At 67.3% G+C, this 14,849-nt stretch carries 14 protein-coding genes; 8 read left to right on the forward strand and 6 right to left on the reverse strand.

What is annotated here, in order from left to right:
• Window positions 1-754: 754 nt before the first annotated feature.
• Entirely contained in the window at window positions 755-1,786 is a 1,032-nt protein-coding gene (locus tag ACTJJK_RS21070; RefSeq protein ID WP_051885378.1) for a DUF4344 domain-containing metallopeptidase, read from the reverse strand.
• A gap of 299 nt (window positions 1,787-2,085) precedes the next feature.
• Here ACTJJK_RS21070 and ACTJJK_RS21075 point away from each other — a divergent pair, with 299 nt between their 5' ends.
• Complete coding sequence (locus tag ACTJJK_RS21075; protein ID WP_440731182.1) at window positions 2,086-2,466, forward strand: hypothetical protein; 381 nt, start codon at window positions 2,086-2,088, stop codon at window positions 2,464-2,466.
• Window positions 2,463-2,942: a hypothetical protein gene (locus ACTJJK_RS21080; protein WP_440731183.1), complete on the forward strand. Its 480-nt coding sequence runs from the start codon at window positions 2,463-2,465 to the stop codon at window positions 2,940-2,942. The genes ACTJJK_RS21075 and ACTJJK_RS21080 overlap by 4 nt, the downstream gene beginning before the upstream one ends.
• Before the next feature lie 41 nt (window positions 2,943-2,983).
• Here ACTJJK_RS21080 and ACTJJK_RS21085 read toward each other — a convergent pair whose 3' ends face one another.
• Window positions 2,984-3,460: a hypothetical protein gene (locus tag ACTJJK_RS21085; RefSeq protein WP_440731184.1), complete on the reverse strand. Its 477-nt coding sequence runs from the start codon at window positions 3,458-3,460 to the stop codon at window positions 2,984-2,986.
• 86 nt (window positions 3,461-3,546) lie between these two features.
• Here ACTJJK_RS21085 and aceK point away from each other — a divergent pair, with 86 nt between their 5' ends.
• Complete coding sequence (gene aceK, locus ACTJJK_RS21090; protein ID WP_440731185.1) at window positions 3,547-5,283, forward strand: bifunctional isocitrate dehydrogenase kinase/phosphatase; 1,737 nt, start codon at window positions 3,547-3,549, stop codon at window positions 5,281-5,283.
• A 179-nt stretch (window positions 5,284-5,462) separates the two neighbouring features.
• On the opposite strand, the gene ACTJJK_RS21095 is transcribed toward aceK, so the two are convergent.
• Window positions 5,463-5,693: a hypothetical protein gene (locus tag ACTJJK_RS21095; RefSeq protein ID WP_031373926.1), complete on the reverse strand. Its 231-nt coding sequence runs from the start codon at window positions 5,691-5,693 to the stop codon at window positions 5,463-5,465.
• A 122-nt stretch (window positions 5,694-5,815) separates the two neighbouring features.
• Between ACTJJK_RS21095 and ACTJJK_RS21100 the strand changes: the two genes are divergently transcribed.
• From ACTJJK_RS21100 to ACTJJK_RS21110, 3 genes are all read left to right on the forward strand, one after another.
• Window positions 5,816-6,820: a LysR substrate-binding domain-containing protein gene (locus ACTJJK_RS21100; RefSeq protein WP_081931320.1), complete on the forward strand. Its 1,005-nt coding sequence runs from the start codon at window positions 5,816-5,818 to the stop codon at window positions 6,818-6,820.
• 69 nt (window positions 6,821-6,889) lie between these two features.
• Complete coding sequence (locus ACTJJK_RS21105) at window positions 6,890-7,774, forward strand: class I SAM-dependent methyltransferase (RefSeq protein ID WP_031373928.1); 885 nt, start codon at window positions 6,890-6,892, stop codon at window positions 7,772-7,774.
• 73 nt (window positions 7,775-7,847) lie between these two features.
• On the forward strand, window positions 7,848-8,381 hold the full coding sequence (locus ACTJJK_RS21110) for a pseudouridine synthase (RefSeq protein ID WP_031373929.1): 534 nt from the start codon (window positions 7,848-7,850) through the stop codon (window positions 8,379-8,381).
• A gap of 7 nt (window positions 8,382-8,388) precedes the next feature.
• On the opposite strand, the gene ACTJJK_RS21115 is transcribed toward ACTJJK_RS21110, so the two are convergent.
• A complete protein-coding gene (locus ACTJJK_RS21115; protein ID WP_223619127.1) occupies window positions 8,389-8,790 on the reverse strand; it encodes a hypothetical protein in 402 nt (133 codons plus the stop codon).
• A 289-nt stretch (window positions 8,791-9,079) separates the two neighbouring features.
• Here ACTJJK_RS21115 and ACTJJK_RS21120 point away from each other — a divergent pair, with 289 nt between their 5' ends.
• Window positions 9,080-10,849, forward strand: coding sequence for a hypothetical protein (locus ACTJJK_RS21120; protein WP_440731186.1), 1,770 nt, complete (start codon window positions 9,080-9,082; stop codon window positions 10,847-10,849).
• 86 nt (window positions 10,850-10,935) lie between these two features.
• On the opposite strand, the gene ACTJJK_RS21125 is transcribed toward ACTJJK_RS21120, so the two are convergent.
• A complete protein-coding gene (locus tag ACTJJK_RS21125; protein ID WP_440731187.1) occupies window positions 10,936-11,904 on the reverse strand; it encodes a DMT family transporter in 969 nt (322 codons plus the stop codon).
• Between the two features lie 102 nt (window positions 11,905-12,006).
• Window positions 12,007-12,960 carry an aldo/keto reductase gene (locus tag ACTJJK_RS21130; protein ID WP_223619130.1) on the reverse strand — a complete coding sequence of 318 codons (954 nt, stop codon included), beginning with the start codon at window positions 12,958-12,960 and terminating at the stop codon, window positions 12,007-12,009.
• 241 nt (window positions 12,961-13,201) lie between these two features.
• Here ACTJJK_RS21130 and ACTJJK_RS21135 point away from each other — a divergent pair, with 241 nt between their 5' ends.
• Window positions 13,202-14,302 (forward strand): hybrid sensor histidine kinase/response regulator, encoded by a 1,101-nt coding sequence (locus ACTJJK_RS21135; RefSeq protein WP_440731188.1) that lies wholly within the window; start codon window positions 13,202-13,204, stop codon window positions 14,300-14,302.
• Window positions 14,303-14,849: the final 547 nt, after the last annotated feature.

Below are 14,849 nucleotides of genomic sequence, written 5' to 3' on the forward strand. Positions count from 1 at the left end.
TCCGTCTGGATTCCCTTCGGTCAAAGGTAACCAAAGAAAAGGGCTCTCCTTGCAAGGGCACAGGCCACGAGTGCGATGCTGTCGCAGGGATTTTCCGATAAGACATCCTTGTCTTATCGGAAAACGGCGCACGTCCTGTGCGCCGCCCTCCGGCTCTCCAGGTGTTCTCGCTAGCTCATCGCCGCGCCAAGCTCTTCAGAGCAACAGCAACAACAAAATTGCCGTTGCCGTTGCCGTTGCCGTTGCCGCAAGGATTTTGCTGTTGCTGTGCGTCGCCTCGCACTAGCGAAGGCAGACGAAGACCCGGAGGGCGGCGCGCACGGATGCGCGCCGTTTTTCATCGGTACAAGGATGTCCCGTATGAAAAATCCCTGCGTCGGCATCGAGCACGCGGGCTTGTGATTCAAAGAAAAGCAACTTCTTTGGTTACCTTTAACCGAAGGGAATCCAGACGGACTTTTGTTGCTTATGACAAAAGAAAGTAACCCGCCGCTTTAGTGGCGGAAGCTTTTGGCGTTTGATCTAGATCTTGCTTAAGCGAAACGCGGCAAACCTGTTACAGCGCGGTCGCGGCTTGCGCCGCTCCTACCCTTGGCGGCGTCGCTGCAGCGGATTCGACGAGGCGCTTTAGTGGCGGAAACTTTTGGCGTTTGATCCTGATCTTGCTTGAGCGAAGCGCCGCGAGACCGAAACAGCGCGGTCGCGGCTTACGCTGCTCCTACCCTTAGGCTTCGGGAAATCGAACCAGCCCCGCTCAGCGCATATACGGCGCCTGCGTACTCTCCACCTGCTTGCGCTGGATCTGTTCGATCTTGGCGCGCTCCTCTTCCGCAGTCAGGCGGTGCTTCGGCGCGATGTTCGGTTCGATCAGGCGCATCCAGCTGCGGGTGATCTGTTTGCTCTCTTCTTCGCAACGCAGCGCGCGCGCCTCCGGCAGACGGCCGGTGGTGACGATGCGCAGGTACTTGCCCGGGTTGTTGCCGTAGATCATGCACTGCAGGTTGAAGTAGCGCTGCGCCCCGACCGAGTGCTCGTCGGCATAGGTGGCCATGTCGTGCTGGCCATCGTCGGTGGCGATGAAGAAGGTCGCGGCGAGCTGCAGTTTCTGGGCGATGTCGCTGGAGGACTCATCGGCGCTGACCAGGGACAGCATCAGGGTCGTGGCCAACTGGTCGACGGCGTCTTCCTCGCGACCGGTCGAAGGCAGGTCGAGCATGTCGATCAGGGCGTGGCCGGTCTCGTGCAGCATCAGGAAACGCAGATTCGCCAGCAGGTAGTCGAGCTGGTCGCGCGTGGCGCCGCCGTTGGCCTGGACGAAGGCCGCACCCTGGCGCACCAGCAGATCGATCATCTCGTAACACAGGACGACATCGCCCTTGTCCTTGGCGTAGAAGGCGTTGACCGTGCCGCATTCGGCGGCGATGAAGTTGATCGGCCGCGGCAGGGTGAGCCAGCCATCGAGCTGGTTGACCTCGGGCAAGTGCCTGAGCAGATCGATCTCGCGCGCCATCTCGTACGTCGGCAGCAACTCGCCGCTGCGCGGAACCACGTACTGGTAAGTGAAATGCGTGCCGTCGGCCTTCTCTTCCGGCACCACGGCAGCGACTTCGGTCGCGGCCGCTTCCGGCGGCTTGACCGCTTCGAGCGGCTTGATGGCGGCGACGGGTTTGGCGGCGGCGACCAGCGCCGCGGCGGCCTGTTTCTGCGACCAGACGCTGTAGCCCCAGATCGAGCAGACCGCGATCAGAGCGGTCGCCAGCAGGCCGATGATGATCTTCTGTACCATGTTTGTGGCTCTTGGCTGGAATACTGCAAGACCGAAGGGATCGGCCCACTTCCGAGCGCACAAGACGCGGTGACGATTGGATTCCCCCAACGGCCGTGATTCCAATCGGTGCCTACAGCGTCCTTGCCCCGTCAAGGGCGGATGGTACTCCGATGCTTATGTGACTGCATCCGCTTTTTTGACAGTAGATTTCCTTGCCGATGCACCGTCGATAGTGCGTTCTAAGCCGCCCGCCGCACCGCATGAGACCTGCGAGCAAGCGCCGGCGAACACCACACGCCCCACCCGGAACGGACGCCATGACCGCTACCACTGACGACTCGCTCGATGGCGGTCCCTTCGCCGGCGTCGACCTCGACGCCTTCGGCGAACCCGCTCGCGGCGCCGTCCTCGAAGCCTCGCAGGATTTCCGCGACGTCCTCGCAGGCCGTCGACCGAGCTTCGCCCAACCCGACATGGACGCGCCGCTGCCGGCCGACGGCGGCAGCCACGGCTACATCGGCCGCGGTTACCGGCTCTGGATTTGCCGCAGCCTGTCGAGCTTCGGCGGCGTCCACGGTTATGTGTACGGCCCGGTGCTGAGCTTCGATCAGGACGTCGCCCCCGGCAACGAACGCTCGCTCGCCGCTACCCGTTTCTATACCGCCGCGCAGCTGCACGCGCTGTTGGCGCAGGCATGACGACGTTCGCTCGCTACCTTTGGCTTCTGGTCGCCGCGATCGCACTGCCGGCGTGGGTACATTGGCCCTACGTGGTCGGCGAGATCGATCTGGCCTCGGTCGAGATCATGACCTCGACCCGCTTCCTGTTCGAACTCGCGCTGTCGACGAGTTTCGGCTTCGTGCTGCTGGTGCTGCCGTGGTCGCTGTGGTTGCGGCAGCGGCAACGGCGCCGCGGCGTATTGCCGCGCGATACCTGGATCGCGGCGACGGCGATGACCTCGGCGACCCTGCTCGGCCTGCACTCGAACATGACCATGTACGCGCCGTTCTACGGCAATACCTGGGCACCGTGGGAACCGACCTTCGAGTTGTTCCTGCCGCACGCCCTGTCGGTGCTGGCGATCCTGGCGCTGACCATCGCGCTGGAAGCGATCGGCGCGCAACGTGCGTTGCGCGCAGGCGTGTCGGCCGCCGTGTCTTCCGGCCGGTCCTGAGCCGCATTCGACTGAGCCGCGCTCGGCGGCGCCGTTGCTTCTCAGCAGTCGTCGTTCTCGTGGGCGAGGCGTTCGAGCTGATCGTCCAGCTTCTCGCGCTCGGCCTTCGACAAGGCCGCCTTGTGCAGTTCCACCGGCAGCAGGCGTTCGCCGTCGGGGCTGATCCAGCGCCCCTTGAGGGCGCCGTCGCGGCCGTTGAGCATCATCGCGCCGGTGACGCCGGTAACGCGGCCGTTCTCGACCAGGGCCAGATGACCGGCTTCGTCGCGGGTGGCCTGGACGCTGAGCCACTGCGACACGCCGTCGTAACGATACATCGCGGCGAGCAAGCGCTGGCCGCCGCCGCATCCGCTCTCCTGGTCGACCAGGTACAGGGTCGCCGCGCGCTTGCCGACGTGGCCGGTGTAGCGGGTCGCAATCGGCTCCTCGGCGCAGGCCAGGCCGGCCCAACACAGCAATGCGAGGGCGAGGCCGTAGCGATGCGAAACCGGCAGCGGCGTCTTTGTCGTGGCGATCATGATCGTTTCATCCGTAAGCAAAGCGGCGCTGCCGCGGCGGCGGCGAGCATGCCACACGCATCGCGGCTGCGCCGTACACTCCTGACATGGCCCCCCTGCCCGTCGCCGACGTCACCATTGAAGCCGCCGCCGTCGCCGGTCTGATCCGCGACGCCTTCGCCGACTACCACGCGCGTTTCGCCGCGATCACCCGCCGCGCCCAGGGCCGGTTCGAGCGCAGCGACTGGAGCGGCGAACGCGACGATGCGATCGAGCGCATCGAGCTCTACGACCTGTGCATCGCCGAGGCCAGCGACTCGCTCGAACGCCGGCTCGGCGAGCGCGCCCGCGACCGCGTGCTGTGGTCGGCGGTGCATGCGGCCTATGCCGAAACGATCGCGCCACTGCTCGACTGCGAGCTCTACAAGACCTTCTTCAATACCCTGACCCGGCGTTTCTTCAAGACCCGCGGCGTCGACCCGGCGATGGAGTTCGTCGCCCTCGACATCGAGCCGACCGACGCCATCACCCACCCGGTGGCGCGCCACAGCTATGCGGTGTCGGAGGATCGCCTGGTAGAAACTTTCATGCGTGTGCTCGGCGACTACCCGTTCGCGGTGCCGTACGCGCACCGCACGCGCTGCGCCGCCGGCATCGCGGTGCGGCTGCAGGAGGACTTGCAGCACTGGGGCCCGCATCCGGTGCGCGCGGTCGAGCTGCTCGACACCGTGTTCTATCGCGAGCGCCGCGCCTACCTGGTCGGACGCGTGTTCGGCGAGCGCTCGTTCTCGCCGTGCGTGATCGCCCTGGTCAACGACGGCGGCGCGCTCAAGGTCGACGCGGTGCTGACCTTGCGCAGCGAAGTCGTGCAGTTGTTCAGTTACTCGCGCAGCTATTTCCATGCCGACCTCGGCACGGTCGGCGATGCGGTGGTGTTCCTGCGCACCCTGCTGCCAGGCAAGCCCATCGACGAGCTGTACACCGTGCTCGGCCGCGCCAAGCAGGGTAAGACCGAGCGCTACCGCACCTTCTTCCGCCAGTTCGCGGCGCAGCCCGGCGAACGCCTGATCCGCGCCGAAGGCGAGCGCGGCATGGTCATGGCGGTGTTCACCCTGCCCAGCTATCCGCTGGTGTTCAAGATCATCCGCGACCGCTTCGCCTACCCGAAGGAAGTCGCGCGCGAGGAGGTCGAGGCCAAGTACTCGCTGGTGTTCCGTCACGACCGCGTCGGCCGCCTGGTCGACGCGCAGCCGTTCCGTTTCCTGCGCTTCCCGCGCGCTCGCTTCGCCCCGGATCTGCTCGAGGAGTTATTGAGCACCTGCGCCAGCAGCATCAGCCTGGACGGCGACGACCTGGTGCTGCACCTGTGCTACGTCGAGCGCCGCCTGCGCCCGCTCAACCTGTACGTGCGCGAGCAGACCGCCGAGGCGGCGCGCGCGGCGGTGATCGACTACGGCCAGGCGATCCGCGACCTGGCCTTGAGCAACATCTTCCCGGGCGATCTGCTGCTGAAGAACTTCGGCGTGTCGCGGCACGGCCGCGCGGTGTTCTACGACTACGACGAGTTGTGCCTGGTCACCGACTGCCGCTTCCGCAGCGTGCCGGAGCCGCGCAACCACGAGGAAGAGATGGAGTCCGGCGCCTGGTTCTACGCCGCCGGCAACGACGTGTTCCCGGCCCAGTTCCCGCGCTTCCTGGGCCTGTCGCCGGCGCTGCTGGGCGCGCTGATGCACGCGCATGCCGACATCTTCCGCGTCGAGTGGTGGCAACAGGTGCAGGACGGTCTGGTCAGCGGCCGTCACAACGACGTGGCGCCGTACCCGGAGCAGCGGCGGCTGCCTTAGTGGACGGACTCGCTTGCCGCTTGATGCTGAGGCTATCGCCTCACTGATGCCCTCATCCGGCTCTTCGAGCCAGCTTCTCCCGCGAACGGGAGAAGGGCTAGTCCCGCCGCTGCGTTGCTCCCTCTCCCGCTTGCGGGAGAGGGTTGGGGTGAGGGCACGACCGCCGCGCCCTGCACACCTCACGCACAACCATGCGCATCGCGGCAGGCGTCCTGACGGGTCAGGCTTTCCGGGGTGCGAGCGAACCAGGCGCGCCAACCGGTGACGGCGGCGGTCGCCGAACGCCGGGCGACGACTTGCCGGCTGCGCTCGACCACGGCCGCGGCAGCGGTCTCGGCGACGTCGTCGTCGGCATCGCGCGGATCGACGAAATGGCCGTGCAGGAACATCAGGTTCTTGTAGATATTCATGGCTCGTCTCCCTGCGGCGCCGGCCCGGTATGGACTGGCTTATTGAGTGATTCGCAAGGTACGCTCGCCGGATACGGCAAAAAAGCGCGCCGTTTGCAAGCCAGACTTGAAAGGGATTCAAGATGAATCGACCGCCGCTGCATGCGCTGCTGGGCTTCGCGACCGCTGCGCGCACGGGCAACCTGACCCGCGCCGCCGATTCGATGAACCTGACGGTCAGCGCCCTCAGCCACCAGATCCGCACCCTGGAAGAACGGCTGGGCCGACGCCTGTTCGAGCGCGGGCCGCGCGGAGTGCGGCTGACCGCCGACGGCGAGCGGCTGCTGTCGGTGGTCGCACCGCACCTGGATGCGCTCGACCATGCCCTGCGCCCCTACAGCCCGCGCCGCGACGAGGTGCTGACCCTGAGCCTGATGGCCTCGATGGCCTCGGCCTGGCTGGTGCCGCGGCTCGGCAGCTTCGTCGCCCGCTGCCCGCAGCTCGAGCTCAATCTGTTCTCGTCGGCGGCGGTGGTCGATTTCGATCGCGAGCCGGGCATCGACGCGGCCATGCGCGGCGGCTACGGGCGTTGGCCGGGATTGGTCACCGAGCATCTGTTCAACGAGACCCTGATCCCGGTCGCCAGCCCAGCCCTGATCGAACGCATGGGCGGCGAGTTGCCGGCGCAGGAGGACCTGCATCGCTGGCCCTTGCTCGGCGACCTGTCGCCGTATTGGAAAGACTGGTTCGAGCGTTACGGCGGCAAGATGCCGAACCGCTACGTCGCCCATTTCGACGATTCCGAAACCATGCACCGCGCTGCGGTCGAAGGCCTCGGCGTGGCGCTGGGCCGCATGGCGCGCACGCGCCTGCTGATCCAGAACGGCCAGTTGGTGCCGCTGAGCCAATGCCGGCTGCAGATCGATTGGGGCCATTACCTGGTGTACCCGCAGCGCTCGATCGATCACGCTGGGCTCGGCTCGTTCCGCACCTGGTTGCACGAGCAGGCGACGGCCTACGTCGCCGAGATGGAAGCCGATCACCTCGCCCGCCACGGACGCACCGCCAAGACGGCTAATGGCCCCGCCGCCAGCCCCGCGAGCGGCCCCGCCGGCAGCGGCGCCAAGGTCGTCCGCAAGCGCCGTTGAGCACATCCCCTGTGCAGGGCGCTTGCGGTAGGCTGGCGCCCCCTGTCCGATGCCACCGGAGTCCGTTGCATGGAACGTAACCGTACTGCCCGATTGCTGTTGCTCGCCGCGTTGCTGCCCGGCCTGGCCGTGGTCGCGCACGCGCAGAAGCCCGCCGCCAAGGCCAAGGCCGCCGAGAGCGCCGCCAAGACCGCCGAACCGGCCGCCAACGCCGCACTCAAGAAGGTCATCGCCGGCAGCTGGCGCGACCCGAAGAACGTCGCCCGCGACGCCTACCGTCATCCGCTGGAAACGCTGCAGTTCTTCGGCGTGCGTCCGGACCAGACCGTCATCGAGATCACCCCGGGCGGCGGCTGGTACGCGGAAATCCTCGCGCCGTATCTGTCCGAGCGCGGCCGCTACGTCGCCGCCGTGGTCGACCCCGACACGCAGTCCGAGGACGGCGCGCGCAAGTACTACGCCAAGGCCAAGACCAACCTGGAAACCAAGTTCGCCGGCGCGCCGGCGCAGTTCGACAAGGCCGTGGTCGCCGCCTACGACAGCTACAAGCCGGCGTTCGGCCCGTCCGCTTCGGCCGACGTCGTGCTGACCTTCCGCAATGTCCACAACTGGCGTTCGGCCGACCAGGCCGAGGGCATGTTCAAGGGCTTCTTCGACGTGCTCAAGCCGGGCGGCACCCTCGGCGTGGTCGAGCATCGCGCCAAGACCGACGTGTCGGCCAACGACAAGAGCGGTTACGTCGGCCAGGCGCAGGTCATCGCGATGGCCGAAGCGGCCGGCTTCAAGCTCGAGGCCAAGAGCGAGATCAACGCCAATCCGCGCGACACTAAGGACTACCCGAACGGCGTGTGGACCCTGCCGCCGTCGAACGACCACGCGGCCGCCGACGCGGCCAAGTACAAAGCCATCGGCGAAAGCGACCGCATGACCCTGCGTTTCCGCAAGCCGCGCTGAGTCCACCGACACAGCGCCGTAGTGCACCGCGAGGCGGCCCGCGCCGCCTCGCGCCCTGCCCGGCCCTGCCCGCGTGCTGATCGCCTTCAACAAACCCTATGGCGTGCTGTGTCAGTTCACCGACCGCAGCCTGCCGCCACGCCCCACCTTGGCCGGCTTCGGCCTGCCGCCGGACGTGTACGCGGCCGGTCGCCTGGACCACGACAGCGAAGGCCTGTTGCTGCTCACCGACGACGGCGGCCTGGCCCATCGCCTGACCGACCCGCGCCACAAACAGCCGAAGACCTATTGGGTGCAGGTCGAGGGCGATCCGCAGGATCAGGCGCTGAGCGCCTTGCGCGATGGCGTCGAACTCAACGACGGCCGCACCCTGCCGGCGCAGGTCGAACGCCTCGACGCGCCGGCGCTGTGGCCGCGCGATCCGCCGGTGCGTTTCCGCAAGACCGTGCCCGATGCCTGGCTGGCGATCACCATCCACGAAGGCCGCAACCGCCAGGTGCGGCGCATGACCGCCGCGGTCGGCTTGCCGACCCTGCGCCTGGTGCGCGTGGCGATCGGGCCGCATCGGTTGGACGGGCTGATGCCGGGGCAATGGAGCCCGCGCTGAGGACCGCTCAGTCGCGGCAGTGCCGCGCGGCCTCGGTGAGTTCGCGCACTTCCACGCCCTTGCAAAAATAGCCCGGCACCACGCAGTCCAGGTACGGCCGCGCATGCCGGCGCGATTCGGCCTTGCTCGACAGCACGGCCGGCGCAGCTGCGCCGGCCTCGGCGACGCAGCGCGCGTGCTTGTCGCGCATGTAGTCCTCGCAGGCGGCCGGGCTCAGGCCGTAGTTCTCTCGCGCCTGCGGACAGAATCCCAGGGCGGTCTCGCGCCAGAGCTCGAAGAACTCGCGCTTGGGAATCGGCCGCTGCTCGATCTCGGCGATGCGGTAGTCCGACGCCGGTGCGGCGAACCAGTGCAGATAAGCGAACACGCCGGCGGCGGCCAGGGCGATCGCGATCAAAATCCGTTGCATTCCTGTCCCGATACGTAGTGCGGCATTCGTGCGGCGGGAGATTGTCCCGCGCGAGGCGCTCTTAGGGTAGGAGCGGCGCCCTGCTGCTTGGATTCGCTTCGCTGCGCGCCGATCTGCGACCGCCGTCGCAAGCATGCGGCCAATCGCGAAGCCGCATGAGATATCGACCCGGTTTGATCCCGGGTCTGTCGTGGCGACACGGCGCCGCGCCCTCTAGCGTGCCGTGACGGGCGCGTGCCAGGACCGGCCGATGCGCCACCAGCCAAGTTCTCTCTGGGGGAGACTAGCCATGACACGACTGCGTTCGATTTCGTTCGGCTTCGGCGCGATGCTGTGTGCGTCCGCCGCGTATCTGTCGTATCCCGCACCGGCCGACAGCGCGGTCGGCCGGGTCGCCGCGGCCGAGGAGCCCGGGTTCGAACAGACCCCGCCGGTGCTCGAAGACAGCTTCATCACCCCGGTCGACGACCACCCCGACGGCAATGCGTTGCTGGAATTCACCTACGTCAAAGGCCAGGACCTGCCGGCCGAGATTCCGTTCAACGTCGGCGACAAGCCGGTCAAGCTGCAGCGCGACGAGCAAAACCCGCAGCTGTACCGGGCCATGATTCCGTTCGACTTCGACGGCTTGATCAAGGAACAGGAACTGCGCCAGGCGCTGGCCACCGAAGAGAAGGCCACGGTGCCGAGCTTCGACGGCCGCGAGCATCTCGGCGACAGCCCGATCAGCTTCCTGCCGCCGGACAAGCTGCGCGAACAGATCGCCGCGCGCACCCGCATCCGCATTCCCGGCGGCGTGCTGCTCGGCCCGCCGGCGATCGTGCGCCCCGAGCGCTCGCTGCTGGTCACCCACCCGGCCGTGGTCGAAGACCCGACCCGCACCTTCGACGCCTGCACCAACGCCGGCAATCCGAACGGCGCCTGGACCTTCAACCGGCTCATGACCAACATGGCCAATCAGCCGCTGACCGGCGTGGGCCCCTCCGACTTCGTCGAGAACTGGATCCGCACCTGGAACACCTCGACCACGGTCAACAGCTTCGTGGTGCCGGCGCGCACCTCGGTCAATTCGCAGGTGCTCGCCAGTTGGCCGCGCCTGAGCAACGGCAAGCTCGACCTGGCCCGTTCGCCGATGCGCCTGCTGGCGATCGTCAACCGCGTCGACCTGCGCGGCAACGCCGGCTACGGCGGCGGCAACGCCGGCGAGGGACGCTTCGTGTTCGGGGTGATCCGCCGCAACGCCACCGGCAGCTGCACCGTGCACCGCTTCACCGTGATCCTCGAATACGGCGTGCCGATCAACGGCTGCCCGGCGGTGCGCAGCTTCGCCCAGCAGTGGGGCGCGCTGGGTTCGATGAGCCTGGGCTCGTCGCTGTACAACTCGTCGCTGCAGGCGATCACCGACCAGTTCACCGGCGCCAACGCCGCGCCGCGCAAGCCCAACGGCAGCGCCATCAACCAGATCCGCACCAACGAGTTCCTGCAGAGCCCCTGGGAGCTGCGCGAGTTCAACATCGTGCGCGCCACCGCCCAGCTCGGCATCGTGCCGGCCAAGCAGACCCCGAACCACGTCTTCAACAACGCCGGCACCCTGCTCGCCAGCTACGTCAACGCCAACCAGGCGCAGGTGCTGGTCGAACAGCACTCGGTGCCGCTGAGCTATCTGGGCACGCCGTTCCTGACCGGTTCGGTGCGCAACCCGAGCCCGCAGGTGGCCTGGACCCACCCCGGCATCGTCAACAACAACGCCCGCAACAAGCTCTCGCTCAACACCTGCGACGCCTGCCACGGCCGCGAAACCCTGACCACCAGCTTCCTGCATGTGGGCCCGCGCTCGTCCGGCGCGCAGGCGACGCTGTCGCGGTTCCTGATCGGCAACGGCACCCTGGCCAGCCCGACCACCTTCAACATGGCCGACCCAGTGGTCGGCTCGACCGTCCGCAACTACGGCGACCTGGTCCGCCGCCAGGCCGATCTGGCGACCCTGCAGAGCAATGCCTGTCTGTCCGGCGGCGTGTTCCAGCAGGCGCAGTTCCAGCCGATGCTGGCCACGCACTGAGCCTTACCCAAGCAGCAAACGAAACAGGCGCCGCAAGGCGCCTGTTTCTTGTACCCGGACCATGAAAGCCAGCGCAGCCAAGCCGCTTATTTATTGTCCGGCGGCGCCACCGGCACCGAGTTAGCCCCCGGCCGCGACAGCAGCACCACCCCGCCCAGCACCACCGCGGTGCCGACCAGTTGGATCGCGGTGATCGACTCGCCGAGCACCCAGGCACCGAGGAACACCAGCGACACCGGCCCGATCACCGAGAACTGCGCGGCGGTGCCGGCGCCGAGTCGGGCCACCGCGGCCATGGTGAAGGTCACCGGCAGGAAGGTGCAGAACACCGCGTTCGCCGTCGCCAGGCCGTAGACCTGCCACGGCAGGCCGAGCAGGCCGCTCGGGTCGCGCGCGATCAGGTAATGGATCAGGGTCGCCGCGGTCGACACCACCATCGCGTAGGCGACCAACTGCAGCGAACCCATGCGCTTGACCAGCTCGCCGGACATGGCGAGGTACAAGGCATAGCTGACCGCCGCACCCAGCACGAGCGCGCTGCCGAACAGCACGTGCTCGCCCTGCACGCGCAGGTTCTCGACCATCACCAGGACCACGCCGGCATAGCTGACCGCCAAAGCGATCCACTCCTTGGCGGCGACCTTGCGCCGGTAGGCGAACAGGCCGATCAGCAGCACGATGGTCGGGTTGAGGAACAGGATCAGCCGTTCCAGCGACACCGGCACGTACTCCAGGCCCCAGAAGTCGAGCAGGCTGGACAGGTAATAGCCGAGCACGCCGAGCACCAGGATCAGGCCGAGGTCCCGGCGCGACGGCAAGGCCTGGCGCTGGCGCGCGCGCTGGGTCTCGCGGATGCCCAGCAGCACGAACAAGGGCAGCGACAAGGCCATGCGCAGGGTCAGCACGTCGAGCGAATCGACGCCGTAGCGGTATTGCAGCTTGGCCAGGATCGCCTTGGCCGAGAACAACACCGCGCCGCTTGCGGCGAGGGCGATGCCGAGGCGTCGGGCGCGGTTCGGAGCGACGACGGAAACGGCAGGAGATACAGCAGTCATGGCGGGCAGGCGTTGGGGGCGTGGAAGACTACGGTGGCGGCGGGCGGAATCGAACCGCAGCGCAGCAGCGGGCCCCGGGCGGCGTCGATCATGGCAGAGCGCTCAGGCCTCGGCACTGGCCGCATCCAGCGCGGCGATCTCGTCGGCCGACAGAGACAGCCGCGTCGCCGCGAGCAGCTCCTGCAACTGCGCCACGCTGGTCGCGCTGGCGATCGGCGCGGTGATCGAGGGCCGCGCGATCAGCCAGGCCAGGGCCACCTGGGCCGGCGTGGCGCGCTGGCCGGCGGCGACCGCGTCGAGTGCGGCGAGGATGCGCAGGCCGCGTCCGTCGAGATAACGGGCGACCGCGCCGCCGCGCGCGCGGCTCTTGTCGAGATCGGCGCGGCTGCGGTACTTGCCGGTCAGGAAGCCGCTGGCGAGGGCGTAGTAATTGATGACGCCGAGCCCGCGCTCGCGCACCAGCGGCTCCAGCTCGGCTTCGTACACGGCGCGGTCGTAGAGGTTGTAGTGCGGCTGCAGGGTTTCGTAGCGCGGCAGGCCGTGGCGTTCGGCGACGTCCAGGGCCTCGGCCAGGCGCGCGGCCGAGTAGTTGGAGGCGCCGATGGCGCCGACCTTGCCCTGCTCGATCAGGCGCGCGAACGCGCCCAGGGTGTCTTCGAGCGGGACTTTCGGGTCGTCCGCGTGTGCCTGGTAGAGATCGATGCGGTCGGTGCGCAGGCGGCGCAGCGAGTCCTCGACCGCGGCCTGGATGTTGGCCGGCGACAGCCCGGGCCGCTGCGACCATTTGGCGACCTTGGTGGCGATGACGATGCGCTCGCGACGGCCGCCGCCCTGGGCCAGCCAGCGGCCGATCAGGGTCTCCGACTCGCCGCCGGCGTTACCGGGCACCCAGGCCGAGTAGGCGTCGGCGGTGTCGACCAGGCCGAAGCCGGCTTCGGTGAACGCGTCCAGCAGGGCGAAGGTGGTCGCCTCGTCGGCACTCCAGCCGAACACGTTGCCGCCGAAGGCCAGCGGCGCCGCCGACAGAGATGAACGGCCGAGCGGTCGCAGGCTCATTGCGGATTCCTTAATCGAAGAGCATCCATGATGCGCCGCCGCATTCGACCGTGGCATCACCGAATCTGCAACGCCGCGTTGCCGAGCGCGGCGGGTTGTCGCAGGGGCTGTGAACTGTTCAGCTTTTCGGCTTTTTACCCCGCCTTTATGTGAAGGTTTCTGTTAACTTTCGACCGTTTCCTCGCGGTTCATTTATGCGAATTCAGCGTGAAATATCCGCCCTAGGGGATTCCAAGGACGTATGAGCACTGCCGCGACTTCCACGGGCCGGATTCTTGTCGTCGACGATCAGGCTGCGAACCTGCGCGTCGTCACCGCCCTGCTCTCGCGCCAGGGTTACGAGGTCGTGTCCGCCTCGACCGGCGACGAGGCCCTGCGCCTGTACGCCGAATCGCCGCCGGACCTGATCCTGCTCGACGTGATGATGCCGGGCATGGACGGTTTCGAAGTCATGGCCGCGTTGCGCGCCGACTCGCCGCTGCGCGTGCCGGTGGTGTTCGTGACCGCCGCCCACGACCGCGACCTGCTGCTGCGCGCTTTCGATGCCGGCGTGGTCGACTACGTCACCAAGCCCTTCCTGCCCGAAGAGCTGCTGGCGCGGGTCAACGCCCATGTCGGCCTGAAGCTGACCCGCGACCGCCTCGAGCGCGTCGCCCGCGAGCGCGAGGAACTGGTCAACCTGGTCGCCCACGACCTCAAGAACCCGCTGACCAGCGTGCTGTTCGCCAGCGACCTGCTGTTGCACAACGGCTGTAAGCCCGAACGCGTGCCGCGCTACCTGCAGATGATCCACGAGAGCGCCGACGACGCGCTGGGCTACATCCGCCATTACCTGGAAAGCCAGGCCGGCACGCGCGAGCACGGCGCGAGGCAGGGCCGCGCCGACCTCAGCGAAACCCTGGGCTGGCTGGTGCGCCGCTACGAGATGCAACTCGACGCACGCGGCATCCGCGTCGAGATCGCCCCGCCGCCGCACGGCACTGCGCAAGTGGCGATGGACCCGCGCGTGTTGCGCCAGGTCAGCGAGAACCTGGTCACCAACGCGATGAAGTACGCCCCGAACAGCGACCTGCTGCTCGCCGCGCGCAACAGCGCCCCCGGCTTCTGGCAGTTGATCGTCGCCGACCGCGGCCCCGGCATCCCGGTGGCGCGCCAGCGCGAACTGTTCAAGCCCTTCGTGCGCCTGCACGACGACGACGTCGACGACGGCCTGTCGAGTGGCCTGGGCCTGTCGTTGGCGAAACAGATCGTGGTCAACGCCGGCGGCCAGCTTTGGTACGAGGAACGCAAGAACGGCGGCTCGCGCTTCATCATCGAGTTGCCGGAAGCCGCGCCGGAGTAGTCGGCTCTCGGGCCGGCGTCTGGGGCTCGGGGTCGGTGCGGCGCGAGCTGCGACCGCGGGATGCGCAGAAGGATCAACGCAGATGGCGTTGCCCGAAGCCGTTCCTCCTCGTGTGTAGGAGCGGCGTGAGCCGCGACCGCGGGACGCGCAAAGACGACAATGCCAAAGTCGTTCATCGAAGCGGCGTGCTTTCGCGGGGGTAGGAGCGACGCAAGTCGCGACAACGTTGTTTCGATCTCGCGGCGTATCACTCAAGCAAGATTTAGATCAAGATCAAACGCTAAAAGCTTCCGCCACTAAAGCGGCGGGTTACTTTCTTTTGTCATAAGTAACAAAAGAAAGTAACCAAAGAAGTTGCTTTTCTTTGAATCACAGGCCCGCACGAGCGGTGCCGACGCAGGGCTTTTTCATACGGGACATCCCTGCCCCGATGAAAAACGGCCTGCATCCATGCAGGCCGCCCTCCGGGTCTTCTGTTGCCTTCGCTAGTGTTTTGCGACGCACAGCAACAGCATCCCTGCAGCTATGACGGTTCAAAGGTAGGAGC

It is taken from the genome of Lysobacter sp. 22409, from assembly GCF_052045105.1.
GTDB lineage: Bacteria > Pseudomonadota > Gammaproteobacteria > Xanthomonadales > Xanthomonadaceae > Lysobacter > Lysobacter antibioticus_B.

Excerpts from the sequence above, each read along its gene's own strand:
- ACTJJK_RS21070 (WP_051885378.1), bottom strand. The coding sequence starts at position 1,786 with ATGGTACAGAAGATCATCATCGGCCTGCTGGCGACCGCTCTGATCGCG.
- ACTJJK_RS21075 (WP_440731182.1), top strand. The coding sequence starts at position 2,086 with ATGACCGCTACCACTGACGACTCGCTCGATGGCGGTCCCTTCGCCGGC.
- ACTJJK_RS21080 (WP_440731183.1), top strand. The coding sequence starts at position 2,463 with ATGACGACGTTCGCTCGCTACCTTTGGCTTCTGGTCGCCGCGATCGCA.
- ACTJJK_RS21085 (WP_440731184.1), bottom strand. The coding sequence starts at position 3,460 with ATGATCGCCACGACAAAGACGCCGCTGCCGGTTTCGCATCGCTACGGC.
- aceK (WP_440731185.1), top strand. The coding sequence starts at position 3,547 with ATGGCCCCCCTGCCCGTCGCCGACGTCACCATTGAAGCCGCCGCCGTC.
- ACTJJK_RS21095 (WP_031373926.1), bottom strand. The coding sequence starts at position 5,693 with ATGAATATCTACAAGAACCTGATGTTCCTGCACGGCCATTTCGTCGAT.
- ACTJJK_RS21100 (WP_081931320.1), top strand. The coding sequence starts at position 5,816 with ATGAATCGACCGCCGCTGCATGCGCTGCTGGGCTTCGCGACCGCTGCG.
- ACTJJK_RS21105 (WP_031373928.1), top strand. The coding sequence starts at position 6,890 with ATGGAACGTAACCGTACTGCCCGATTGCTGTTGCTCGCCGCGTTGCTG.
- ACTJJK_RS21115 (WP_223619127.1), bottom strand. The coding sequence starts at position 8,790 with ATGCAACGGATTTTGATCGCGATCGCCCTGGCCGCCGCCGGCGTGTTC.
- ACTJJK_RS21120 (WP_440731186.1), top strand. The coding sequence starts at position 9,080 with ATGACACGACTGCGTTCGATTTCGTTCGGCTTCGGCGCGATGCTGTGT.
- ACTJJK_RS21125 (WP_440731187.1), bottom strand. The coding sequence starts at position 11,904 with ATGACTGCTGTATCTCCTGCCGTTTCCGTCGTCGCTCCGAACCGCGCC.
- ACTJJK_RS21130 (WP_223619130.1), bottom strand. The coding sequence starts at position 12,960 with ATGAGCCTGCGACCGCTCGGCCGTTCATCTCTGTCGGCGGCGCCGCTG.
- ACTJJK_RS21135 (WP_440731188.1), top strand. The coding sequence starts at position 13,202 with ATGAGCACTGCCGCGACTTCCACGGGCCGGATTCTTGTCGTCGACGAT.